The 25,777-nt window shown below is 52.1% G+C and carries 18 protein-coding genes; 8 read left to right on the top strand and 10 right to left on the bottom strand.

The genetic code is table 11. The features are described from left to right. Window positions 1–4 precede the first annotated feature (4 nt). From bglX to yehW, 5 genes are all read left to right on the top strand, one after another. Window positions 5–2,302 (top strand): beta-glucosidase BglX, encoded by a 2,298-nt coding sequence (gene bglX, locus ACJHXB_RS10695; protein ID WP_000871482.1) that lies wholly within the window; start codon window positions 5–7, stop codon window positions 2,300–2,302. 148 nt (window positions 2,303–2,450) lie between these two features. Continuing rightward, complete coding sequence (osmF, locus tag ACJHXB_RS10690) at window positions 2,451–3,368, top strand: glycine betaine ABC transporter substrate-binding protein OsmF (RefSeq protein WP_001131230.1); 918 nt, start codon at window positions 2,451–2,453, stop codon at window positions 3,366–3,368. Between the two features lie 6 nt (window positions 3,369–3,374). Continuing rightward, complete coding sequence (gene yehY / locus ACJHXB_RS10685; RefSeq protein ID WP_000221812.1) at window positions 3,375–4,532, top strand: glycine betaine ABC transporter permease YehY; 1,158 nt, start codon at window positions 3,375–3,377, stop codon at window positions 4,530–4,532. Further along, window positions 4,525–5,451 (top strand): glycine betaine ABC transporter ATP binding protein YehX, encoded by a 927-nt coding sequence (yehX, locus tag ACJHXB_RS10680; protein ID WP_000569373.1) that lies wholly within the window; start codon window positions 4,525–4,527, stop codon window positions 5,449–5,451. Before yehY ends, yehX begins: the two co-directional genes overlap by 8 nt. A gap of 4 nt (window positions 5,452–5,455) precedes the next feature. Beyond that, a complete protein-coding gene (gene yehW, locus ACJHXB_RS10675; RefSeq protein WP_000783103.1) occupies window positions 5,456–6,187 on the top strand; it encodes a glycine betaine ABC transporter permease YehW in 732 nt (243 codons plus the stop codon). Here the strand turns inward: yehW and ACJHXB_RS10670 are convergent. Beyond that, complete coding sequence (locus ACJHXB_RS10670; protein ID WP_001216963.1) at window positions 6,168–6,275, bottom strand: protein YohO; 108 nt, start codon at window positions 6,273–6,275, stop codon at window positions 6,168–6,170. The genes yehW and ACJHXB_RS10670 overlap by 20 nt on opposite strands. Window positions 6,276–6,334: 59 nt before the next feature. Further along, window positions 6,335–7,066 (bottom strand): HTH-type transcriptional regulator MlrA, encoded by a 732-nt coding sequence (gene mlrA, locus ACJHXB_RS10665; RefSeq protein WP_001240388.1) that lies wholly within the window; start codon window positions 7,064–7,066, stop codon window positions 6,335–6,337. 221 nt (window positions 7,067–7,287) lie between these two features. On the opposite strand from mlrA, the gene btsS reads away from it, so the two are divergent. The 3 genes from btsS to ACJHXB_RS10650 are packed head-to-tail and all read left to right on the top strand — an operon-like array spanning window position 7,288 to window position 10,206. Further along, window positions 7,288–8,973: a two-component regulatory system sensor histidine kinase BtsS gene (gene btsS, locus ACJHXB_RS10660; protein WP_001295431.1), complete on the top strand. Its 1,686-nt coding sequence runs from the start codon at window positions 7,288–7,290 to the stop codon at window positions 8,971–8,973. Continuing rightward, on the top strand, window positions 8,970–9,689 hold the full coding sequence (btsR, locus tag ACJHXB_RS10655; protein WP_001308766.1) for a two-component system response regulator BtsR: 720 nt from the start codon (window positions 8,970–8,972) through the stop codon (window positions 9,687–9,689). Before btsS ends, btsR begins: the two co-directional genes overlap by 4 nt. A 46-nt stretch (window positions 9,690–9,735) precedes the next feature. After that, on the top strand, window positions 9,736–10,206 hold the full coding sequence (locus ACJHXB_RS10650) for a DUF1456 family protein (protein WP_001295430.1): 471 nt from the start codon (window positions 9,736–9,738) through the stop codon (window positions 10,204–10,206). 41 nt (window positions 10,207–10,247) lie between these two features. Here ACJHXB_RS10650 and ACJHXB_RS10645 read toward each other — a convergent pair whose 3' ends face one another. The 8 genes from ACJHXB_RS10645 to ACJHXB_RS10610 form a co-directional block, all read right to left on the bottom strand. Next, entirely contained in the window at window positions 10,248–10,709 is a 462-nt protein-coding gene (locus ACJHXB_RS10645) for a YehR family lipoprotein (protein ID WP_001295429.1), read from the bottom strand. 124 nt (window positions 10,710–10,833) lie between these two features. Further along, entirely contained in the window at window positions 10,834–12,834 is a 2,001-nt protein-coding gene (locus tag ACJHXB_RS10640) for an SWIM zinc finger family protein (RefSeq protein WP_001604659.1), read from the bottom strand. Beyond that, the gene (locus ACJHXB_RS10635) at window positions 12,831–13,967 is read right to left on the bottom strand and encodes a vWA domain-containing protein (RefSeq protein ID WP_001468956.1); all 1,137 of its coding nucleotides are present in this window, start codon (window positions 13,965–13,967) and stop codon (window positions 12,831–12,833) included. The genes ACJHXB_RS10640 and ACJHXB_RS10635 overlap by 4 nt, the downstream gene beginning before the upstream one ends. Continuing rightward, the gene (locus tag ACJHXB_RS10630; RefSeq protein ID WP_410233493.1) at window positions 13,960–16,239 is read right to left on the bottom strand and encodes a DUF5682 family protein; all 2,280 of its coding nucleotides are present in this window, start codon (window positions 16,237–16,239) and stop codon (window positions 13,960–13,962) included. Before ACJHXB_RS10630 ends, ACJHXB_RS10635 begins: the two co-directional genes overlap by 8 nt. Before the next feature lie 10 nt (window positions 16,240–16,249). Further along, on the bottom strand, window positions 16,250–17,338 hold the full coding sequence (locus ACJHXB_RS10625) for an ATP-binding protein (RefSeq protein ID WP_410233492.1): 1,089 nt from the start codon (window positions 17,336–17,338) through the stop codon (window positions 16,250–16,252). A gap of 575 nt (window positions 17,339–17,913) precedes the next feature. Next, complete coding sequence (gene yehK / locus ACJHXB_RS10620) at window positions 17,914–18,234, bottom strand: protein YehK (RefSeq protein ID WP_000636949.1); 321 nt, start codon at window positions 18,232–18,234, stop codon at window positions 17,914–17,916. A 60-nt stretch (window positions 18,235–18,294) separates the two neighbouring features. Further along, window positions 18,295–21,927, bottom strand: a complete 3,633-nt coding sequence (gene yehI / locus ACJHXB_RS10615) for a DUF4132 domain-containing protein YehI (RefSeq protein WP_000356850.1) — start codon at window positions 21,925–21,927, stop codon at window positions 18,295–18,297. 9 nt (window positions 21,928–21,936) lie between these two features. After that, window positions 21,937–25,686, bottom strand: coding sequence for a DUF4132 domain-containing protein (locus ACJHXB_RS10610; protein ID WP_001215557.1), 3,750 nt, complete (start codon window positions 25,684–25,686; stop codon window positions 21,937–21,939). Between the last annotated feature and the right edge of the window lie 91 nt (window positions 25,687–25,777).

Below are 25,777 nucleotides of genomic sequence, written 5' to 3'. Positions count from 1 at the left end.
CCATATGAAATGGCTATGTTCAGTAGGAATCGCGGTGAGTCTGGCCCTGCAGCCAGCACTGGCGGATGATTTATTCGGTAACCATCCCTTAACGCCTGAAGCGCGGGATGCGTTCGTCACCGAACTGCTTAAGAAAATGACAGTTGATGAGAAAATTGGTCAGCTGCGCTTAATCAGCGTCGGCCCGGATAATCCGAAAGAGGCGATCCGCGAGATGATCAAAGACGGGCAGGTTGGGGCGATTTTCAACACCGTAACCCGTCAGGATATCCGCGCCATGCAGGATCAGGTGATGGAATTAAGCCGCCTGAAAATTCCTCTTTTCTTTGCTTACGACGTGCTGCACGGTCAGCGCACGGTGTTCCCGATTAGCCTCGGTCTGGCCTCGTCTTTTAACCTCGATGCGGTGAAAACGGTCGGACGTGTCTCTGCTTATGAAGCAGCAGATGATGGCCTGAATATGACCTGGGCACCAATGGTCGATGTCTCGCGCGATCCGCGCTGGGGACGTGCTTCCGAAGGTTTTGGCGAAGATACGTATCTCACCTCAATAATGGGTAAAACCATGGTGGAAGCGATGCAGGGTAAAAGTCCGGCAGATCGCTACTCGGTGATGACCAGCGTCAAACACTTTGCCGCTTACGGCGCGGTAGAAGGCGGTAAAGAGTACAACACCGTCGATATGAGTCCGCAGCGCCTGTTTAATGATTATATGCCGCCGTACAAAGCGGGGCTGGACGCAGGCAGCGGCGCGGTGATGGTGGCGCTGAACTCGCTGAACGGTACGCCAGCCACCTCCGACTCCTGGCTGCTGAAAGATGTTCTGCGCGACCAGTGGGGCTTTAAAGGCATCACCGTTTCCGATCACGGCGCAATCAAAGAGCTGATTAAACATGGCACGGCGGCAGACCCGGAAGATGCGGTGCGCGTGGCGCTGAAATCCGGCATCAACATGAGCATGAGCGACGAGTACTACTCGAAGTATCTGCCTGGGTTGATCAAGTCTGGCAAAGTGACCATGGCAGAGCTGGATGACGCTGCCCGTCATGTACTGAACGTTAAATATGATATGGGGTTGTTTAACGATCCATACAGCCATTTGGGGCCGAAAGAGTCTGACCCAGTGGATACCAATGCCGAAAGCCGCCTGCACCGTAAAGAAGCGCGTGAAGTGGCGCGTGAAAGCCTGGTGTTACTGAAAAACCGTCTAGAAACGTTACCGCTGAAAAAATCGGCCACCATTGCGGTGGTTGGGCCACTGGCGGACAGTAAACGTGACGTGATGGGCAGCTGGTCCGCAGCCGGTGTTGCCGATCAATCCGTGACCGTACTGACCGGGATTAAAAATGCCGTCGGTGAAAACGGTAAAGTGCTGTATGCCAAAGGGGCGAACGTTACCAGTGACAAAGGCATTATCGATTTCCTGAATCAGTATGAAGAAGCGGTCAAAGTCGATCCGCGTTCGCCGCAAGAGATGATTGATGAAGCGGTGCAGACCGCGAAACAATCTGATGTGGTGGTGGCTGTGGTCGGTGAAGCTCAGGGGATGGCGCACGAGGCTTCCAGCCGTACCGATATTACTATTCCGCAAAGCCAACGTGACTTGATTGCGGCGTTGAAAGCCACTGGTAAACCGCTGGTGCTGGTGCTGATGAATGGGCGTCCGCTGGCGCTGGTGAAAGAAGATCAGCAGGCTGATGCGATTCTGGAAACCTGGTTTGCGGGTACGGAAGGGGGTAATGCGATTGCCGATGTATTGTTTGGCGATTACAACCCGTCCGGCAAGCTGCCGATGTCCTTCCCGCGTTCTGTCGGGCAGATCCCGGTGTACTACAGCCATCTGAATACCGGTCGCCCGTATAACGCCGATAAGCCGAACAAATACACGTCGCGTTATTTTGATGAAGCTAACGGGGCGCTTTATCCGTTCGGCTATGGTCTGAGCTACACCACTTTCACCGTCTCTGATGTGAAACTTTCCGCGCCGACCATGAAGCGTGACGGCAAAGTGACCGCCAGTGTGCAGGTGACGAACACCGGTAAGCGCGAAGGGGCGACGGTAGTGCAGATGTACCTGCAGGATGTGACGGCTTCTATGAGTCGCCCGGTGAAACAACTGAAAGGTTTTGAGAAAATCACCCTGAAACCGGGCGAAACTCAGACCGTCAGCTTCCCGATTGATATCGAGGCGCTGAAGTTCTGGAATCAACAGATGAAATATGACGCCGAGCCTGGCAAGTTCAATGTCTTTATCGGCACTGATTCCGCACGCGTTAAGAAAGGCGAGTTTGAGTTGCTGTAATGCTTTAGTAAGGGCGCGACGTCTGCGCCCTTTAAGTATTTATCTGATTCTGCAACTGAATCCGCCCAGACAGGCTAACCCTGTCATTATCAACTATGCTTTTCTCTTAATTCGCTGAAAACAACAGTAAAAGAATGAGGAAAGCATCATGCCACTCTCAAAGCTCTGGGCAGGTTCATTGGTTTTGTTGGCAGCCGTGAGCCTGCCGCTACAGGCGGCTTCCCCCGTTAAGGTCGGTTCAAAAATCGATACCGAAGGCGCGCTGCTCGGCAATATCATTTTGCAGGTGCTGGAAAGCCACGGCGTTCCTACGGTAAATAAAGTGCAACTGGGAACGACTCCTGTGGTACGCGGGGCAATTACTTCCGGTGAACTGGATATCTATCCGGAATATACCGGCAATGGCGCTTTCTTCTTTAAAGATGAAAACGATGCAGCGTGGAAAAATGCCGGGCAGGGCTACGAGAAAGTCAAAAAGCTCGATGCAGAGCAAAACAAGTTAATCTGGCTGACGCCTGCGCCTGCAAATAACACCTGGACCATCGCCGTGCGTCAGGATGTGGCAGAGAAAAACAAACTCACTTCGCTTGCTGACCTGAGTCGTTATCTGAAAGACGGTGGCACCTTCAAACTGGCTGCCTCAGCAGAATTTATTGAACGCGCCGATGCGTTACCCGCGTTTGAAAAAGCCTATGGCTTTAAGCTCGGTCAGGATCAGTTGCTGTCACTGGCGGGTGGCGATACGGCAGTGACGATCAAAGCCGCTGCTCAGCAAACTTCTGGCGTTAATGCCGCAATGGCTTACGGTACCGACGGTCCGGTCGCGGCGCTGGGGCTGCAAACCTTAAGCGATCCGCAAGGCGTGCAACCTATCTACGCGCCTGCACCAGTGGTGCGTGAATCGGTGTTGAAGGAGTATCCGCAAATGGCACAGTGGCTACAGCCAGTCTTCGCCAGCCTCGATGCAAAAACATTGCAGCAACTGAATGCCAGCATTGCTGTGGAAGGACTGGATGCCAAAAAAGTGGCTGCCGACTACCTGAAACAAAAAGGGTGGACGAAGTAATTTCCCGTGACTTATCTACGTATTAATCCTGTTCTGGCGCTGCTGCTGTTGCTGACGGCAATCGCAGCGGCGCTGCCGTTTATCAGTTACGCGCCTAATCGTTTAGTTTCGGGTGAGGGGCGTCATCTCTGGCAGCTGTGGCCGCAAACGATCTGGATGCTGGTGGGCGTTGGTTGCGCCTGGATGACAGCCTGTTTTATTCCCGCTAAAAAAGGCAGCATTTTTGCACTCATTCTGGCGCAATTCGTCTTCGTATTGCTGGTGTGGGGAGCAGGAAAGGCGGCGACACAACTGGCGCAAAATGGCAGTGCGCTGGCGCGTACCAGCCTCGGCAGTGGTTTCTGGCTGGCTGCGGCGCTGGCATTGCTTGCCTGTAGCGATGCCATCCGACGAATCTCCACGCATCCGCTGTGGCGCTGGTTGTTGCATATGCAGATTGCCATCATTCCGCTGTGGTTGCTGTATTCCGGCGCGCTTAACGATCTCTCGCTAATGAAAGAATACGCCAACCGTCAGGATGTGTTTGATGACGCGCTGGCGCAACATCTGACGTTGCTGTTTGGTGCGGTGCTGCCTGCGTTAGTGATTGGTGTGCCGCTGGGCGTCTGGTGCTACTTTTCCACTGCGCGGCAGGGGGCGATTTTTTCTCTGCTGAATGTCATTCAGACCGTGCCTTCGGTGGCGCTCTTTGGCCTGTTGATTGCGCCGCTTGCCGCACTGGTTACGGCCTTTCCGTGGCTGGGTAAGCTCGGCATAGCAGGAACCGGAATGACACCCGCACTGATTGCGCTGGTGCTCTATGCCTTGCTGCCGCTGGTGCGCGGCGTGGTAGTCGGCTTGAACCAGATCCCGCGCGATGTGCTGGAGAGCGCCAGAGCGATGGGCATGAGCGGGGCGCAGCGATTCCTGCATGTTCAGTTACCACTGGCGTTACCGGTATTTCTGCGTAGCCTGCGGGTGGTGATGGTGCAAACCGTCGGCATGGCGGTGATTGCGGCGTTAATCGGCGCAGGCGGTTTTGGTGCGCTGGTTTTCCAGGGGCTGCTAAGCAGTGCCATTGATTTAGTGTTGCTGGGGGTGATCCCGGTAATTGTTCTGGCGGTGCTGATCGATGCGCTGTTCGATTTGCTTATCGCACTGCTGAAGGTGAAACGTAATGATTGAATTTAGCCATGTCAGCAAACTGTTCGGCATACAAAAAGCCGTTAACGATCTCAATCTCAATTTTCAGGAGGGGAGTTTTTCGGTGCTGATTGGTACATCAGGCTCCGGTAAATCCACCACTCTGAAAATGATTAACCGCCTGGTGGAGCATGACAGTGGCGTGATCCGCTTTGCCGGAGAAGAAATTCGCTCGCTGCCAGTGCTGGAGTTGCGCCGCCGGATGGGCTATGCCATTCAATCTATTGGCCTGTTTCCCCACTGGAGCGTGGCGCAAAATATTGCCACCGTGCCGCAATTACAAAAATGGTCACGGGCGCGGATCGACGATCGTATCGACGAATTAATGGCGCTACTGGGGCTGGAGCCAAATTTGCGTGAGCGTTATCCGCATCAGCTTTCCGGTGGTCAGCAGCAACGTGTGGGAGTGGCGCGCGCACTGGCTGCCGATCCGCAAGTCTTACTGATGGATGAACCTTTTGGCGCACTGGACCCGGTAACGCGCGGCGCGTTGCAACAAGAGATGACGCGCATTCACCGTTTGCTGGGGCGCACTATTGTGCTGGTCACTCATGATATTGATGAGGCGCTACGGCTGGCAGAACATCTGGTGTTGATGGATCACGGTGAAGTGGTGCAGCAGGGCAATCCGCTGACGATGCTGACTCGTCCGGCGAATGATTTTGTCCGCCAGTTTTTTGGGCATAGTGAACTGGGTGTCCGCCTGCTTTCGTTACGTAGCGTGGCGGATTACGTGCGTCGCGAAGAACGGGCAGAAGGTGAGGCGCTGGCAGAAGAGATGACGCTACGCGATGCGCTCTCCCTGTTTGTCGCGCGGGGATGTGAAGTGCTGCCGGTGGTGAACACGCAGGGCGAGCCTTGCGGCACGCTGCATTTTCAGGATCTGCTGGTGGAGGCGTAAGCGTATGAAGATGTTGCGCGATCCGCTGTTCTGGCTCATTGCTCTTTTTGTGGCGCTGATTTTCTGGCTACCTTACAGCCAGCCGCTGTTTGCTGCCTTGTTCCCACAACTGCCACGCCCCGTTTATCAGCAAGACAGTTTTGCTGCTCTGGCACTGGCTCATTTCTGGCTGGTGGGAATTTCGAGTTTGTTTGCGGTGATCATTGGTACTGGTGCCGGAATTATTGTTACTCGCCCGTGGGGCGCGGAATTTCGCCCACTGGTGGAAACTATTGCCGCCGTTGGGCAGACTTTTCCGCCCGTTGCGGTGCTGGCGATTGCCGTTCCGGTGATCGGCTTTGGTCTGCAACCCGCGATTATCGCCTTGATCCTTTACGGCGTGCTGCCCGTCCTGCAGGCGACACTTGCCGGGCTGGGAGCGATTGATGTCAGCGTGACAGAAGTTGCGAAAGGTATGGGAATGAGCCGTGGTCAGCGACTGCGTAAGGTCGAGCTACCGCTGGCGGCTCCGGTGATTCTGGCGGGCGTGCGAACTTCGGTGATTATCAACATTGGTACGGCGACGATCGCCTCAACGGTAGGGGCCAGCACGCTGGGTACGCCCATCATCATCGGGCTTAGCGGATTTAATACCGCGTATGTGATCCAGGGGGCGTTACTGGTGGCACTGGCGGCGATCATTGCAGACCGCCTGTTTGAAAGGCTGGTGCAGGCGCTTAGCCAGCACGCAAAATAAAGGTATAACCTGCGAGCATGACGCCACCAATTCCGCCTAACGCCATAAACAGGAACAGGGCGATGACCCCAATTTTAGCTATGCGCATAATGCACTCCTTATGTTAACGAAAGGATTGTACAGTAAAGCGTATTTGTTAACGAATCATTAAATGCCGAGTGGGAAAATATCATGGCCTTGTTCCTGCCAACTGGTAAGTTGCTGCTGTTGGGCAGAGGTTCGATTTTCACCGCACCACACCAGCAATGTACGGCCTTCGAACAGTTCAGGGCGTAGTTGATTGAGCGAGTGGGCGAGGACATCAATGCGCCATCCTTGTTGACTGGCAATCCAGCCCTCCAGCCACAGACGGGTGGTATCGTGAATATTCCAGCCAACCACCAGCGCATCTTTACCCTGTTTTTTACGTGCCGAAGCCAGACAAATGGCGATGTAGTTGATCAGTACGCCGTCGAGGATCGCCAGCAGCGCCTGGAGGGTCGGTTGTTGGCACTGAAGTCGTCGGCGCAGAGGAATAAATAGGTGTGTGGTGAGTGTCTGGGCGGGGTAATCCTGACCGCGCTCTTTGATCCACGTTCGCAGGCTATGCAGATTGCCGCTTTGCAGGTAAGTCAGTAATGTTTCTTGCTGATCGCGCCAGCCGTTGTGCACATCAACATTTTCATTACTGAGCAGCATTTTAACTTTGCTGACCTGCACGCCGTTGTCGATCCATCGTTTGATCTCGCGGATCCGGTCAATATCGGCATCATTGAACAGCCGATGACCGCCGTCTGTCCGTTGCGGTTTCAGCAATCCGTAACGCCTCTGCCACGCGCGTAACGTGACAGGGTTAATATCACAAAGCAACGCCACTTCACCAATTGTGTAAAGCGCCATCGTCTCACCCTTGCTCGCGAGGTCCCGGTTTAACTTTAGACGCAGTTTTGCGAACCAGGTAGTTTTGCCCGTTTTTTGTGCATCTATAGGGTGATTTTATTTTTGCCAGGCGATTTTGAGTGATCGTACTCACGAATTTTCATTTTTCTGCAAGAGTTCAAAGAAAGTTAAACGCAGGCAATGTATGTTACGCGTTTTAAAGGGAAGTGTGGTTTGCGGGTATGTACGATTTTAATCTGGTGTTGCTGCTGCTTCAGCAGATGTGCGTTTTTTTAGTCATTGCATGGTTAATGAGTAAAACGCCATTATTCATACCGTTAATGCAGGTCACGGTTCGTCTGCCGCATAAATTTCTCTGCTACATCGTCTTTTCCATCTTCTGCATCATGGGCACCTGGTTTGGGTTGCACATTGACGATTCTATTGCCAATACCCGTGCGATAGGCGCGGTAATGGGCGGCTTACTCGGCGGTCCGGTCGTCGGTGGGCTGGTTGGCCTGACCGGCGGGTTACATCGATATTCGATGGGGGGCATGACCGCGCTAAGTTGCATGATCTCGACCATCGTTGAAGGATTGCTCGGCGGCCTGGTACACAGCATCCTGATCCGTCGCGGGCGCACTGATAAAGTCTTTAACCCCATTACCGCCGGTGCCGTCACGTTCGTCGCTGAAATGGTGCAAATGTTGATCATCCTGGCGATCGCCCGACCTTATGAAGATGCGGTGCGTCTGGTGAGTAATATTGCTGCGCCAATGATGGTCACCAATACCGTCGGCGCGGCGCTGTTTATGCGTATATTGCTCGATAAACGCGCGATGTTTGAAAAATACACTTCGGCTTTTTCTGCCACTGCGCTGAAAGTGGCGGCCTCGACGGAAGGCATTTTGCGCCAGGGGTTTAACGAAGTGAACAGCATGAAAGTGGCACAGGTGCTGTATCAGGAGCTGGATATTGGTGCAGTCGCGATTACCGATCGAGAGAAATTGCTGGCCTTTACCGGAATTGGTGACGATCACCATTTACCCGGCAAACCGATTTCTTCGACTTACACCTTAAAAGCGATTGAAACCGGTGAAGTGGTCTACGCTGATGGCAACGAAGTACCTTATCGTTGCTCTTTGCATCCGCAATGCAAACTGGGGTCGACGCTGGTAATTCCGTTGCGTGGTGAAAATCAGCGGGTGATGGGTACCATCAAATTGTATGAAGCCAAAAACCGTTTATTCAGTTCAATCAACCGCACGCTGGGCGAGGGGATTGCGCAACTGCTTTCGGCGCAGATCCTCGCCGGGCAATATGAGCGGCAAAAAGCGATGCTCACCCAGTCAGAGATCAAACTGCTTCACGCCCAGGTGAACCCCCATTTTTTGTTTAATGCGCTTAACACCATTAAAGCGGTGATCCGTCGCGACAGCGAACAGGCCAGCCAGCTGGTGCAGTATCTTTCCACTTTTTTCCGCAAAAACTTAAAGCGGCCTTCGGAGTTTGTTACTCTCGCCGACGAAATTGAACATGTGAACGCTTATCTGCAAATTGAAAAGGCGCGCTTCCAGTCGCGGTTGCAGGTCAACATTGCTATTCCGCAAGAATTATCCCAGCAGCAATTGCCCGCGTTTACCCTGCAACCGATAGTGGAAAACGCCATTAAACATGGGACATCACAACTGCTGGATACAGGGCGAGTGGCAATCAGCGCCCGACGTGAGGGGCAACATTTGATGCTGGAGATCGAAGACAATGCCGGTTTGTATCAACCGGTAACCAATGCCAGTGGGCTGGGGATGAATCTGGTGGATAAGCGTTTACGTGAACGGTTTGGCGATGACTATGGGATAAGCGTCGCCTGTGAGCCTGATAGTTACACCCGAATAACGTTACGACTACCATGGAGGGACGAGGCATGATTAAAGTCTTAATTGTCGATGATGAACCGTTAGCACGGGAGAACCTGCGCGTATTTTTGCAGGAGCAGAGCGATATTGAAATCGTTGGTGAGTGTTCAAACGCCGTGGAAGGGATCGGCGCGGTGCATAAACTGCGCCCGGATGTGCTGTTCCTCGATATCCAGATGCCGCGCATCAGTGGTCTGGAAATGGTGGGAATGCTCGACCCGGAACATCGTCCGTATATCGTTTTTCTCACCGCGTTTGACGAATACGCCATTAAAGCCTTTGAAGAACATGCCTTTGATTATCTGCTGAAGCCAATTGATGAAGCGCGACTGGAGAAAACGCTGGCGCGATTGCGTCTGGAGCGCAGCAAGCAGGATGTTTCGCTGTTACCGGAAAATCAACAGGCGCTGAAATTTATCCCTTGTACGGGGCATAGTCGGATTTATCTGCTGCAAATGAAAGATGTGGCATTTGTCAGCAGTCGGATGAGCGGTGTCTACGTTACCAGTCACGAAGGGAAAGAGGGCTTTACCGAACTGACATTACGTACCCTGGAGAGTCGTACACCACTACTACGCTGCCATCGTCAGTATCTGGTTAACCTCGCGCATTTACAGGAGATTCGTCTGGAAGATAACGGCCAGGCCGAGTTGATTTTGCGTAATGGCTTAACCGTGCCGGTCAGCCGCCGTTATCTGAAAAGCTTAAAAGAGGCGATTGGCCTGTAAAAGACTGCTAAAATGGCTTTTTGCCTCATCAACACCTGAAGGCCTCATGCTAAGTAACGATATTCTGCGCAGCGTGCGCTACATTTTGAAAGCCAATAATAATGACCTGGTGCGTATTCTGGCGCTGGGTAATGTCGAAGCCACCGCGGAACAGATCGCCGTCTGGCTACGTAAAGAAGACGAAGAGGGTTTTCAGCGTTGTCCGGACATTGTTTTGTCTTCATTCCTCAATGGCCTGATTTATGAAAAACGCGGCAAGGATGAGTCTGCTCCGGCACTGGAGCCGGAACGTCGCATTAATAACAACATCGTGCTGAAAAAATTACGCATCGCGTTTTCGCTGAAAACCGATGACATTCTGGCAATCCTTACCGAACAGCAGTTCCGCGTTTCGATGCCGGAAATTACGGCGATGATGCGTGCACCGGATCATAAAAACTTCCGCGAATGCGGCGATCAATTTTTACGTTATTTTCTGCGTGGACTGGCAGCGCGCCAGCATGTGAAGAAAAGCTAAGACGGGTATGGCGGCCATGCAAAAACATGGCCGCCGACAGATTATTTCACTTCTTTAAAACCAGCGGCTTTCATCACCAGTTCCATTTGCGCCATAGTGATACCTTTTTTGGCATCTTCAGCAGAAACGTTGATTCCTGAAATACCCTGTAGGGCTTTGAAATCCACTTTTTCCATATCGATAGTCACGTTTTCCTGCGCGTAGGTATCGGTATAGGTTAATTTTTCTTCAACACCCGCGATGTTTTTGTATTTGGCGCTTAACGGCTCAAGTGTCTTGGCAGCATCTTCTTTGGTGGTTGCACCAATGGAGGCAAATTGAATTTTGGTTTCAGAAGATTGCTTAAGCACCTTGTCACCTTTGTAGACATAGGTAATGGCAATTTCAGTACCGTTCAGATTGGCGCTGAATTTTTTCGATTCTTCTTTGTCACCGCAGCCAGCAAGAGAGAAAACCAGAACAGATGCAACAACGAGGGAAAACAGCTTATTGAAAGCCTTCATGTAAAACTCCATTTTATTTAATCAAGAAACTGGTGACTCTCACCAGGAGCTATATAGGATATGCCTAATACCGTGACGTGAGCAGTCCGGAACTGGAGTAGAACTCTTAGTAAAAAGCACTATTTCATCCTTGTTGCTGAAGCATGGGGAATAATTGTTCGCAAAGTAAAACACCGTTATTCATTGCTTCTACCCGTGCCTCGCTTTCTGTATTACGAAATTGTGCCAACACATGTGCCAGCCGATAAAAACCGACCGCGGTGAGGTCATTCGCCAGCAACTCTGCCTGACCAATAGCACTCTGTTCCTGATAGCGCCAGCCGTTATGGAGCAGTTGAATAAGTAACGCCTGGCAGCGCATCAGCAACTGATTAGCGGTAGACGGCACAGGCAAAACGCTGGCAGAAGGTAGCGGTGCCACAGGCGCAGTTTCTGCGTCCAGCGCCCAGGCGCGGGTTTTTGTCATCATCACCCGTGGTTCCAGTGTCAATTGCCCCTCTACAAAGCTGACAAAGCCAGAAACCAGACTCACGGGGTCGTCTGTTTGTTGCAAAAGCGCCGCCATGCGTTCAACGGCAAAAGGAGAACAGGCAGATGCCGGAAGGGATAACGTCAGCAGATTATCTTCACCTTCGCCGCTAATGACCTGCGCGTCCAGCGTCTGGCGGCTGCTATCCCAACCGAGTGAAATACACTCAGCGACTGGCAGAATAAATAAGTTATCCACCTGATTAAGAGGCCGTATGCAGGCGGGGGGACGCTGGCGTAAATATTCCCGCAAAGCCACAATGCCCGGCTGGCGCAATGGCGCGCTCAACATTTGCCAGGCGTCTGGCGACAGCGGCACAACACTACTCAAGCGGTTGCGGGTAGCTAACAACAGCTCGCCATCGGCACTGCGTTTTGCTGCTTGTGAAACAATTTGCCCACCTGCCAGTGCGCCAGCCTGAAAACTAAATAGCCGACGTTTTGCCGCGGGAGCGTTTTCTTGTTCGCTTCTCGGCCAACTACGCGAAAGGTGCAAAATACTGCCGGTGTCGGGATCGGTGAACCAGATGCGTAAACCATACTGCTCAATATCCTGCCAGCAACGCCTACCTAAAGACACCAGCCGCAGATGATCAAGCTTTGCTTCTCCGGCAATGCCAGCGCCAACGACCGTGCGCCACGGCATGGGAGGAACTTCACCAACACTGTCGCGCCGGGCCATCTCTTGTGCGCAATTTAATCGATTGTTTAATGCCGCAAGCTGACGTAAGCATTCTCCGGCATGATAGTGGCTGGCGCGGGCGTGGAAGGCATCAACGCTGGCGCGCAGTTGCCGTAGCGATTCACTCACCCAGCGCCAGTTGCAGCGTTCCGCCGCTTGCTGCGCGCGGCTGAAAGAGGCCTCGTAGTGAATAAGCGGCTGGCTGATGCCGCCCAGCCATAATGCCTGGCTTAATTGCTGAACATATTGACGACACGTTTTGCCTTCTTCGCTGGCAAACGGATCGTCAGATGATGTGACGTGTTCGCTGCGCATCTGCCAGATTAAATGAGTCAATTCCGCTTGCTGCGCTTTGGCCTGGACAAAGGCCTGTACTGCCAGTACGACATGTTCGCAAAGTGTTCCTTCAATACAATCACAGCGAGCGAAACGAATGCTGCTGCGGGAATAAAAACGTACATCGCTCATCGGTAAGCGGGCAGAGGGAATTTCGCTCGGCGTACAGAACAACTCAATGGTGATGCCTTTAGCGACCAGCGCCTGTGCGCGTTTGCGGGTGGCATCGGGCAGGGTAGCCAGTTCTTCCAGCCAGATTGCCGGATCCCACTCTTCTTCTTTTTCCGTAGGCTGGGTGGTGGCGCAAAGTCGCTGATAACTTAAAACCAGCATCACGCGATGGCGGCACATGCCGCTGGCCCCGCAGCTGCACTGAGCCTCTTTCAGTGCCTGACCGTTCGCCAGCTGGGTACGGACACCGTCACTGAAGGTGGCGATTAAAGCGCCGTTCTCATGGCTGATCTCCGGGACGTTGCCATTTTCCAGTTCCTTAAGACTGCGCTTAACAAAACCGGCATTGCTTAACGCTGTCAGGGCCTGCGGTGTCAGTTCTAATAATTCCGGACGTAGTGAATTCATGACTGAAGATTCTCCGCAAGCCATGATGCCAGCTCGCCCGGTGTCATGGCGGCTATTTGTGCGCCGACATTAACCAGCGCCTGGGCCATATCGCGGTCATAGCAAGGTGTTGCGGTGCTGTCGAGCGCCGCCAGTCCCAGCACTTTGATGCCGCTCTGGACACACTTGTTCACCTGATGCGTCAGCAATGATGATGAACCCCCTTCATAGAAATCGCTCACGAGGATAATGACGCTTTTCGCTGGTTGTTCAATAAGTTGCCGACCATACTCCACGGCACTGGCGATATTGGTCCCGCCGCCCAGTTGTACTTTCATTAATAACTCTACCGGATCGGCAACGTCGGCGGTGAGATCGACGACGCTGGTGTCAAACGCCACCAGATGGGTACGAATGCCGGGTAACTGCCATAAACAGGCCGCCATCACCGCTGAGTGGATCACCGAGTCAACCATCGATCCGCTTTGATCAACCAGTAAGACCAGTTGCCATTGATCGCTATGGCGCTTAATGCGGCTGTTAAAGCGGGGGGATTCGATATACAACTTGCCGTGTTGCGGATGCCAGTGTTGCAGGTTGGCACGCAGCGTACTTTTGAAATCGAAATTACGCGCCAGTGGAATAAATGAGCGACGGCGGCGATCGCGGACACCAGAAAAAGCCTGGCGAACTTCCTTTGCCAGTCGCGCCATAATCTCTTCAACAACCTGGCGCACTATCCGGCGAGCGGCAGCCAGCACTTCGGGATTCATCAGATGTTTGGTGTGCAAAACGGCGCGTAGCAGGCTTTCAGAAGGCTGCATACGTTCCAGTACGTCGAGATTCGTCACCACATCTTCAATGCCATAGCGCAGCACGGCATCGCTTTCCAGCCGCTCGATCACCTGTTGCGGAAACAGCGTGTGAATACTGTTGATCCACTCAGGGGTGGTGAGATTTGAGCAACCTAATCCACCGGAGCGTTCACCACGCTGGAGCCGTTCAGGATCGCGCCCATACAGCCACTCCAGCGCGTGGTCTATCTGCCGGGCATTGTCATCCAGCCCACAAAGGGTCGTTTCTGCCGCTTCGCCAAGAATTAATCGCCAGCGTTGTAGCTCACGGGTGGTCAGAAGATCGTTCAGTTCAGACATGGAAAACTCCCCAGTGTTGCAGCGATGCCAGTGCCTGCTGTTCGAGTTGTTGATGATGTGCAATGGCTTGCGGTGGACAATGCAACGGCATTTGCAGTGCCGAAACGGGAAGTTGCGCCAGTTGATAATGCTCAAACACCTGATGCGCCAGCGTCCCGCGTTCTCGTGGTGGTAGCCAGGCCATCGCCGCGCGTAAATCGGGCAGGGCGTTAATAAAATCGTCGTTACTCAGTTGATTTAAATGACTACTGAAACCGGCGATAAATGCCGGCTGACAGGCCAGTTGATGGCGGGCCAGCGCCAGCAAACCGTGCAGCGCTTCGCCGGATTGTGCCGGGGATAATTGCGCCAGCATTGTCAGCGCCGCTTCGGCACTGGCTTTGGGATGTTCCAGACGCATCAGTGCGCCAAGAGCCGCGCCGCGATCCAGCGCCGAGGCATGAATCGCCTGACTGCGGCGCTCCAGTAAGGCTACCGCCGCAGAAAGCGAAACGCCGGGTAAATTAACGCCGCTATGTAGATCGCGCAGGATATGGCAAAGCGCCTGCCAGCTATGCAGGTGAGCGTGAAACTCCTTTTCCTCCGGTCTGCCGTTGGATTCACACAGCCAGAGTGTGCGATCGATAGCCGCGCATAACGTCGTCTGTAATATCTGCGCGCCTTGCATACCGCTAATTTCATCCAGCCGCCATAAGGCGTATAGCACTTCCAGCGCCTGGCCCATTTCGGCAAACTGATTTTCCTGGGCGATTAATAATGTAAGTTGCTCCAGTAATTGTTGACTGAAGGACGTCAGACCCGCTAACGCCGCCTGGCTAAGACATGTGGTGATACTGCCGATTCCACCCGCGTCCAGCATATCGGCTTCTAATTTATTGCGTGCGGCTTCCTGGAGTGTGGCACCAAAGCAGGCGGCCTCAATCAATGCCGCATGCTGGCTAAGCGGGCGGGTTAATTTCCAGCGTTCTTCACCGTTGCCTGCAAGTGTCAGTGTGCTTCCCTGCTGGCGTACAATCCCTGGGATCTCCAGTATTACCAGCCGATGTAACACCTGACTTTGCGCCAGTCCATCGGGGGTAAAGCGATTTAAGGTAAGCTCTGTCGGAAGAGAGATTGTGGTACGTTCCAGTTCGCAGGTGACATCTTTTGGCAGAGGCGGCTGTGGCGTAGAGGGGGCAAGTTTACCGAATCCGCCACCCGCTAATGTGTCTATCAACGTTAGCAGAATCGGATCGGTATCGGGATGAATAACGCCGCGATAGCTCCACGGCAACGGCGCGTTCAAGGCTTCTTTAATCAGCGAGCCTGCTATGGCATCCAGCCAGTCAGTGCGTAACGGTAGTGTATGACCGCGCAACTGTGCCAGCGCCATCGCATGCAGATGAGCGGCAGCCATATCAGCGGTAGAAGCGGGCAATTTGTGCTGGCGCAAACGGGTAAGGATAGTTTTTAGCAGTTGTTCACCGGCCTGCTGTAGGCCCCACTGCCAGCACCAGTTTTGCCAGACCGGGGCAGGCATACCAGAAAGGTATCCTGCCAGCACATCAAGGCGCTTTTCACTGTAGGGGGTGAGATAACAACCTGTAACGGCATCATCCAGTAAGAGCAATTCTGGCGTGTTAATTACCTGCGGACATTCGCGCCACATTTTTGCCAGTGCCGGAGCGTGCCAGCCACCGCAGACAACTAACACGTCGCCATTATTTTGCTGCATCGCCCATCCAATCCAGCGGGCCATAAAGGCTTCGCGCTGACGATTGAGAGCATCTCCGGGGGAGTCGCCCCGCAGTTGGGCAAAATAGTGCGCAAGTGCAGAGGGTAATGCAGTTTGCTGGCTTTCATCTTCGAACAAGTGATCCCACAGGGTGTCGCTGTTATCCATGCGGGTGGCACGCAGCAGCAAGGTCTGGCTTTCCTCTTGCGTATCAGGCGAATCGTCCTCTTCTTCACTCTGCGCCCAGCAAGGCAAATCGATGAAGTAAGTTTGTGCCTGAATACGACGAGCGGCTTGTAGCGCCTGCCACTCCGGCGAAAATTCAGCAAATGGCGTCCAGGCACCACGCCCGGGGGCTACACCGTCCTGATACTGGCAATAACTGTAAATAGCTACCGGAAGCTGGTGGGCTAAAAACAGTTCGTCTACCCGGTCATTAAAATCAGCCGGGCCTTCAATCAACACGTATCGTGGCCGCTGGCTTTCGATTAACGATTTCACCAGCCGGGCGCAGGCCGGACTATGATGCCGGATGCCGACAATTAACGGCTCGCTCATGCATCTTTCCTCACGGCAGGCGGTGGCGGGCTTGATAATAAGCCTGCCAGGGAGCTTCTTTATGTGTGGCGACACGCTGTTCGAAGTAACGGCGCAGACGAGCGCGATCTTCTTCGTTATCTTTAACGATGGTTCCGGCAATACAGTCCACCAGATCGGCTGGCTCACCTGCGCGATTCGCTAAAAACCAGGCGCGGACGCCCACTGCGTGGGCCACGTTCACGGCTTCAGCGGTGGACATAATTGCCGTCAGGGTATCCATTGACGTTTTCTTTTCGCCGTTGGCACGCAGATCGCGGAAGGTGCGGACCAGTAACTCCAGTACCGCGTCAGGCACTTTATGCGGAATACAGCTATGGGCCAGCAAACGCGCCGAAGCACTGGCGACCAGTTCCAGCTCCTGGGCGAAATCCATAATCGGAAAGACGGTTTCAAAATCGAAGCGACGCTTTAGCGCGGCACTCATCTCATTGACGCCGCGATCGCGGGTATTGGCAGTGGCAATAATATTAAAGCCTTCCCGCGCATAGAGCTGACTGGCTTCACCGGTGAGTTCCGGCACCGTCATCACCCTGTCAGAAAGCATACCTAACAGACAGTCTTGTACTTCCAGCGGTGTACGCGTTATCTCTTCAAAACGGACGATTTTGCCGTCGCGCATTCCCTGGTAAAGCGGGGCAGGGACCAGTGCTTCCGTTGACGGACCATGGTTGATAAGCAGGGCGTAGTTCCAGCCGTACTTGATTTGATCTTCAGTAGTAGATGCGCCGCCCTGGATGGTTAACCCGGCATCGCCGCTAATAGCGGTTGCCAGTAATTCAGACAGGAGAGATTTTGCGGTGCCAGGTTCCCCCACCAACATCAAACCGCGCCCGGTGGCAAGAGCGACTAACATACGTTCGACAGCGGAGGGACTAATCACCACTTTACGGCTAATATTTTGCGCTCTATCGCCAAGGATAAAAGCACGGGCCGCAGGCAAACTTAACTGCCAACCGGGCGGGCAAGGTGCGTTATCATTTTGTTTTAATTTTGCCAGTTCATCGGCGTATAACACAGCAGCAGGCGGACGCTGCAGATGATTATTCTGCGGTGACATATATTCATCCCTGAAATGTATTAATGAAATAAACGATATTTTACGCGCAATAAATGTTTGGCGCATTAGTTGTTTGAGCGAAAAATATCTGGAAAGCAGATTACAGTAAATAAAAAAACCTGCTGGTGAGGCAGGTTCTTTTATTTACTATTTTCAGGCCCAACACCGCAGCCTGTGCAACATCGTGTTCCAACGAACGAATTATAACCATCGGTGGACCCCGTTGCAATTAAGATAATGAGATTTATAATCCAGACGGTTGGGACGTTGCGCCGGATCGGACCAATTTTAAGTCCTGGCTACCGGACGGGTGGTGCTGCAGGTGGTGCCCTGATCCGGAGTGCAACATCGTGGTCCAACATACGTAAACCAGTATCGACAGGCAGTGTAAGGGTAAGGTGCTGGTGTTGCGCTCCTTAATAAGGAGAGCGGATGGACACGCTGACACAAAAGTTAACCGTGCTCATTGCCGTACTGGAGTTATTAGTGGCTCTGTTACGGTTGATTGATTTGTTGAAGTAACGGGCAAATTGAAACGCATCTAAGGGGGAATACCGTTTCCCCCTTTAATAAAGCTATTTTTCTATTTCTTGGTTGAATATATTCTGTAGTTCGCGATTAAAAATGGCTATTACCGTTTCTGGTGATTCGCCCCGTAATTTTCGCTCATCAATAAACTCATCTCTTATATAAATCAACGCATCATTTATTAGCGGGTCGACATCCTCTCGATCACGTTGATGAAATGTTGGATGTAGCCGGAAACGCTCCAGCCGGTAGACGGAACCTGTAAATAATTCAGAGCGTTTATGGATCTCAAGTCTGAAGGAAAACGGCTCTTCAGGTACAGGGGCCTCATAATCGTAAATAGTGACCAGCTCTTTTTGCACGATCATCGCTTTTCCCGGTGGCAGGTCGTGTTAATAACGGGCAGTCGCATCACTGCCCGCTGTGTTTTAATGGAAAATAACGTCGGGTGCGCTTAACGCTTCACTCAAATCAAACACATCAAGTTCGGCAAAAGTGACGGATTTATTGTCACGGTACACTCGAAGAGAACGGAAGCTCATTAACGCTTTGCTATCAACATTGTAGTGGTTAAAAACGGGTGAAAACTTAAGGACCAGCCGGTACTCGCCCAGGTCATAGACAAATGCGTCCTCATAGCCTGACTCCCAGCCTTTGTATCGCATTCCCATAAGTTGCCCAACGGTAGCAGATTTACCTTCCCAGCGATTCAAACTATTACTGGCTGACTCGTCAGGCGTGAGCAGTACTGTGCGCCGTGCCAATTGGCGAAAAGGCGGCATAATTTCGTAATCGGCAAAAAGCTGTGCAAACTCACTGCGCATTTCTGCTGCCATTTCTAACGGGTGGGCAATGCCAATCAGAGCATCGGCAGGCAGGTCAATTGGCTCATCTTGCTCATTGCAGAACTCCCCCTCAGCGGCCACACGAAAGGCGTTGAGTAAACGACGCGGTTCATTTGCCGGATAAACACCCCATATTAATCGCTGAGTAACCAGACGGGTAAAGGGATGATTAACAAACAGAGAATGAAAATCTGCCAGCGACCAGCGTCGGGTGGTGCGCAGGGCAGTTTCAAGACGCGGGAGCAGGTTTTTGCTCACCTGAGTGGCATCTTTTTTTAGCCCTTTTAGTCGGGCCAGTGCCTCGGGTGCTTTCAGTTGATCGTCATCGGCGCGCAACCGGGGAACGCTTTTCTGGCGAACGTTTTGCTGATCAAAGATAACCGGGTTAAGGTTTTCATCGAAGCGAACGGTAAATTGCCGTGGACCAAAATCAAAAATCAACGCCTGCGGATCATCAAGACCCAGTGTTGGGACTAATCTGTCCGCTAACTGTTCCTGGCTTAGCCCTCGATTTTCTGCGACCACCTGAAGAAATTCCGCCGCGTTATCACGTAAGGGGCGGGATTTCGCCCGTTGCGATATATGATGCAGCTGTATCAGTGCCATATCATTATTCATCTGAGTAAGTATGTTCAGGCCGCTGACGGCACGGGCAGATTTGCCTTCCTGTGGCCAGGCAAGGATCTGTGTCGTCAGATCCCGTGCCGTGCTTTCGTCGCCAAAGAGACTTAACGCCAGAAATGCCCAGTTGTCTTTTGCGGGAGCACCAGCTTGTTGCCACGCGGTGAAAAGATCCCAGGCAAAGGCTGCCAGCGTTTGCGGCTGGCAAAACGTTTTCAGCTGTTCCAGTCCGCTATAAAAACGTCCGCCCTGGGTAAAGCGCAGCATTTCGCCGATAATTTCCAGAGCGTCATCAGTAACTGGTTGATTATTCGTGATAAGGCGCGGCCTGGACCACATTGCCGGCTGCCAGAAATCAGGGGCTTTTGGAATGCGTGTCGGGTAAATCTCTATTGGACTCTGTTTAAGTAATTGCTCCAGGGCAGGCCATACATCTGTACGCTGCCAGCGGTTTGCCACGGTTTGCAGTAACTCGCCATGTCCCTGTTCGTAAAGTAAACGCAGGGCAAGTAATGCAGCTTCGCTATTATCGCTGGATTTGGTGAAGACAAGAGGGATAAGTGCAGTAGCTGTATGTTCCGGCCATTGTAAAATCCACTGGCGGGCCAGATCACGCTGCGCCGCGAAACGTCGCCAGACGAGGGCAACGGGCAGGGCCAGTTCGGTTGCGCCGAAATTTAAAATTAACGGAAATGTTTCTTTTGGACGATGTGAAAAAGCCAACAGCAGACCTGGTAGAGCATCCAATCCGAAGATACTGAGAAAATAGTCCTCACCCGCAGACAGATGCTTTTTCTCATTGATACGTAGCCAGAAAGTCAAAGCCATCTCACGCGGCAACTGCGCCAATAAATACAGGTTCCAGATACTCTTTTCCCGACGATAGCGTGAGTAGCTGTCATTTTCCCATATGTTAATTAACACTTCTACGTGACCGTTGCGAAGCGCCTGTTCTGCTAATTGAGCTTCCGGGGAGCTCCAGCCATTCATGATCTCTTCAACCCGCCCTGGGTAGTAATGCCACTGAACAATGAGTGAATTGCGTGCAGCATCCAGTTTTCCGGGGAGTATATAATTCAAAAACAGCCATACATCATCTCCAAAACCCAGCTCCTGTAATACAACTCGTCCACTTTTTTGTTCCATGCGTTCCGCAAGAGATTCCGTGCTGAAATAACGGGCAGACTCAGTGGCGGCAAGCCTCTCTCGTTCGCCTGGTTGCCAGTAAACTTGCGGCGTTAATTCGAACGGTGCCAAATCAAGACGTGGAACTGTCATTTTTTTCTTACTACGCCACGGTGGTGAAACGAGGATTTCAGGCATTTGGCTGTTATCGGTGCTATCAATAACCGTTTTAGGCGGTGCCGATAAATAACTATTCAGCACTGACCGGGCTTGAGTACTTAACCACGGCATCACCTCTTCTGCCAGTTGTGGCTGCGATGCCATCAGCGTTTGTAACAGCGTACGCCAGTATTCATCACGTGCTTTTTGCTGTGCAGGCAGCTTTTTGTCTTCGATGATTGGATAACCAGGACGCGTAGGTGGTTCTTTTAGCGCCAGCAGTTTTGCCAGTGCGGCAAGCGTCGCATGGGGGAAATTTTTACTGTATTTAGCTACACGTTGCAGGCTGGGTTTGTTTTTATCAGCAACTAACAGCAGGGTGCGGATGACCTGCGGATGGTTAATTTGTACCAGCAGACTGCCGCAATCTTCTTTATGGGCATACATTGCCAGGCGTGGAACGGCTGCCAGTCCTTGTTCGCGCAAAAGGGCAGCGCAGGCCGCGTAGCCGAAGTGGTTTTCATGCGACATGTAGCTGGCTTCCCGATCGCTAAATATATCCTGGCTCCAGTAGCGTTCGAGTTTTTTCACCGCTCTGGGGTCATTAGCAACAACTTTTAACCACTCCTTAGAATGAAAATGAGTCCGCGGGCATTCAAGGCCTACCAACTCATTGGCGATTTCTGGTTTTTCCGGGAGGATCAGCGCAATAAAAGGGCGGCGAACTTTGGTTATTCCTGGCAGTGCGGCAATGAGTTTGTCGGCGCAACGCTGCCAGCTGCTTTCCTCTGCCAGAGAGAGATGCTTACGCAGTCGGAGATCGAATTCGTTATAGGTTTCTGAGCGATAACCATAGCCATAATCCTCGTTCTGATACTGCAATGTCACTAGCAGAGGATCACTCTCATAACATCGTGTAATAAACTGGCGTGCAATCACCACCTCAGTCGCATATTCCAGTCCCTCTTGTTGGACGATTTCGTCGAGCAACTGTTGGCTGTCATTTTGCGCGATACAGACTAGCGCCGCCATTGTCCGTGCCGGAATTGAGGGTTTATGTTCGCCAATCAAGTTGATGGCTTCCGTGATGGCGGACTGCCACTCCAGTGAAAAATTTTCATAACGCCAGATAATGTTTTTTTTCTTCTCAGCTTTTTGTAGCAATTCATCACCCAGTGTCTGGATGAGGCTTTCAGTGATAACAGGCACCGGTTCGCCCGGCCAACTGCGATGGCTGAGCGGCGTTTTGCCTTTTTTATATTTCAGTTCCACTTGGGCGTTATCCGCCAGCCACGGTAATTCCTTGTCCATGCTCTTTCCTTATTCAAACAGGGCTTCAATATCGTTAATTAGCTCGCTGGCGGTGATGGCATCGAGTACGGAGAACTGCGCTTCCTGTGTTGAATTACTCCCCCAGCCATAGCTTTCCGCTTTGCCTTCCCATAGCCACAGCTTGCTTAAGAGTTGCTCGGCACTGAGTTCGGCTGGCGACATGCCGACCGCAAAACCTTCATCGATTTCCATGATTAACGACCAGCGGCCCAGAGGTTTGATCATCCAGCCGATCCAGCCACCGTCCTGCGGTTCACCACGCATCCAGCCTTTATTCGCCAGCCCCATTACCCGACCACTCGGGCATTTTCTGCCAGCCCAGCGGATCAATTCGCTGGCATTGCGCTCGGTTTCTGTCAGGGCGTAACTGTTACGGTCGAGCTGGCGGAACGGCGGTAGCAGTTCGTAATCGGCAAAAAGCTGACCAAAGGCGGCAGCATCCGTGGGTGATATTTCCAGAACGTGAGGAATGCCAACAGAGATATCGCCTTCCGGCAGGGTGAAAAGATCATCGTCTGCGGTGCTGTAGCTGTTATCTTCCGCCACGCGAAAGCAAGCCAGTAGCTCGTTTTCGGCACTATAAACGCCCCAAATCAGACGGCGGGTTAAGTGACGAACCAGCGGATGCTCAACCAGGAAGAGCTGAAAGTTTTCCGGCGACCAGCGGCGGCGCAGGCACATGGCGGATTCCAGCCTTGCTACCTGCTGGGCGGCGACGGTACGCGCATCTTTTTTCAGCAATTTGTAGCGGTTAACAGCATCGTTCGCCTGTGATTCATCATCGCTTTTATTGGGTTTTGGTAAGTCTTTCAGGCGGCTGCCGGAAACATCGCGCACAAACGGTTTTAAGGTTTCATCAAAGCTGACAGTGAACTGGCGTGGGCCAAAATCCAGCAGTAGCGAACCGTTATCATCCAGACCGAGATCGGGCGCTAACCGATCTTCAAGCTCCGCTACAGTGAGTTCGCGACTTTCGGCAATGTCGGCAATTTTTTCTTTTGCCCGCTCCTGTAAGGCTTTGAATTTCAGTTTCTGGGCGATGCCGTTAAGCTGCATAAGGGCGATATCGCTGCCGATAGCAGCGAGAATATCCAGCCCGACGGTGGCGCGTTTATGCTGGGATTCACCAGGCCAGGCGCGGATTAATGGCGTCAGTTTGCGGGCGGTGTCATCGTTGCCGAGAACACCTAACGCAGTGAATGCCCAGCTTTCTTTCGACGGTGCGCCAGCGGTCTGCCAGGCGGTAAACAGATCCCAGGTAAATTCAGCCAGTGAGTCGGCGGTACAGGCGGCTTTCACCTGCAATAATCCCGGATACAGTGCCTCTTCCTGAGGGAAGCGGAGCATTTCACCGAGGCGTAGGAGGGTGCTATCTGGCAGTGATTGGGCATTTGCTTTTAATACCGGGCGGGTCCAGATCGATGGCTGATAAAAGGCCGGAAGAGTGGGGATTTTTGTCGGATGATTATCTAAGGGATCGAGCGCAAGCATAGCGTTCACCGCATCTGTTACTTCCGGCTGGTTATAACGCCGGGCGATTTCTTGCAGTAATGGCTGATGATCGTTTTCGATAAGCATACGCAAGGCAGCGCGGGCGTTATCCTGTGCTTCACCGGCTTTGCCGAGCGCCGAAGGTAGCAGGCCGGTAATGGCGTGTTCCGGGTATTTCAGCAGCCAGGTGCGGGCGTCTTGTCGTAGGGTTTTGAGTTTGTTGAAGGCGCGGGCGATCAGTGGCGCTAATTCGATAGCCGCAAAATATTGTGCTACAGGCAGAGCTTCTTGTGGATAGCGTGAAAAGGAGTGAATAAAACCCTGTAACCCAGCGAGTTGCAGGTGCGTCATGACAAACTCGACACCGACGTGTGGCTCTTTACTGAGGACATTCCACGCCTGCGCTGTTTTTTCGATAGGCAGGGCGGCTAACATGTAAAGCTGCCATTCCCGTTGATAGGAGTGCCAGAAGGTTTTAAATTCGCTGATTAGCGCAGAATAATCTCCCCTCTGCCAGAGTTCTACAACAGCATCAGACGCTTTCATATACTGGCCATTATTCCAGCGATTGAAACCCAGACGTGTCAGGTAGTTCTGAATATCCTCTTTTTGGCCGATGTCTATTTGATGTGCGTGCCAGCGATGCCTTGCATGAATCTCTTTTTCTGCCGTCTCGGTCAATGTGCAGCATGACTCCAGCGGTAATGGCGTTAAATACAATACCGGCATTACAGATTTTTTCTTTTTCGAAAGCCAGGGCGGTGAGACTAATACGGCAGGCAGCATATCGGCGCTGGCATGGTTTGAGGGCTGTGTCAGTTGTTGCTGGCATGATTTCAGTACGGCAACTGCGGGTGTTGAGAGCCAGGGAGTGACCTGTTCTGCTAGTGCCGGTTGCGAGATAAGCATCGTCATTAGCATAATGCGCCAACTATTCTCTTCTTTTTGCGCAAGAAGTTCCGCCAGTGCCGCCAGTGCCGTGTGTGGGAACGCAGTGCAAGCCTTAGTCATTCGTTCATGGCAGCGTTTAGTTTTGCCAGACACACGTATAAGTAGCATTAATGCTTGTGGGTGATTGATCTCTGCGAGAATACTTCCGCAAAGATCAGCATAAGCATAGGGGGCGAAGCGAGCGATTCCGGCAATCCCTTGCTCCTGCAAAACGGTGACATTCCAGATGCAACCATGGTAATAGTCATTAAAAAGGTCGTACGCGCAATAAGATTCCAGTGCTTTGAGCAACGAAGATTCTTGTACAACAAGTTTCAGCCATTCAACAGTTTGGATATTTTTCTGCTCCAGTAACCGTCGTGCGATTTCTTCTGCAATCTCCGGGCGTTCCGGTAGCATTAGCGCTACCATCGGTTGTTGAACGGGAGGAATATCAGGTAAAGCTGTAATGAATTTATCTACACAGCGTTGCCACAAAGTTTCTTCTGCAAGAGCCAAATGCTTACGCAGTCGAACGTCAAAGGGGGTAACACAATGTGCATGGTTTAATAATGGCTGAAAAGTAATGTGTATGCTTGTTCTGTGATAAGTGCAATCGAACGAGATATATTGCATGGCAATAAACATATCCACGGCAAATTCTAGTCCGTAGACATAGACAATTTCATCCATGAGTTCAGGGCATTCGCCCCAGAATTTACGTGAAACCAGAACAACCTGTACAGCCAACGCAGCAGGAGAAAGTGGACCATTAGCGAGAGCTTCATTGATATTCTGCTGCCAGTTAGCAGAACATGCACTGAAATCGTATGTTGTTAATTTTCCTGATAGATTATGAATATCCTGACCTAAATTCATAAGGAGGCTGTCTTGTGGTTCGCTTACAGCATCCCCAGGAAAACGTCGGGAAGGTAAGGCCTCCTGAGACTTTTTCTCCGATAGGTGGTTAGGGGAATCATCTGTCAGCCACGGGCATGGTGTCTCAGCAGGTTCAACAACCATACTTTGGTCAAATACGACTGTGGTTTCTGCCTCGTCAGCTGTATCTACTTCGATCGTTTCTATTTTGATTGCGGGTTGGGATGGTGAAGATAATTCTTCCACATACCCCTTCTTCACCTTCTCCGCAATCAGCTTCAGTTCCGCTTTTGCCGCTGCCGCAGCATCCGCAAAGCTTTTTACCTGGTTTTGCCCTTTGGTGCCAACTTTTCCCCAACAGATATGCAACTCGTTTCCCTGTTGCTCCACCGCCCAGAATTTATGTGATTTTTCGTCCTGAAAGATAAAGTGCCTCATTCTGCATCCCTGTAATTTTATCCAGTTGAATGCTGATGCTACCAGTATTTATGCGGGTTAGAGAGAGACAAAATCGCAAGAAAACAACTTT

Origin of the sequence: Escherichia sp. WS3227_2, from assembly GCF_046486495.1 — a bacterium.
In the GTDB taxonomy this organism is placed as follows: Bacteria; Pseudomonadota; Gammaproteobacteria; order Enterobacterales; family Enterobacteriaceae; genus Escherichia; species Escherichia coli.
The sequence above is the reverse complement of the archived record's forward strand: the minus strand, read 5'-3'. Positions and strand labels throughout refer to the sequence as shown.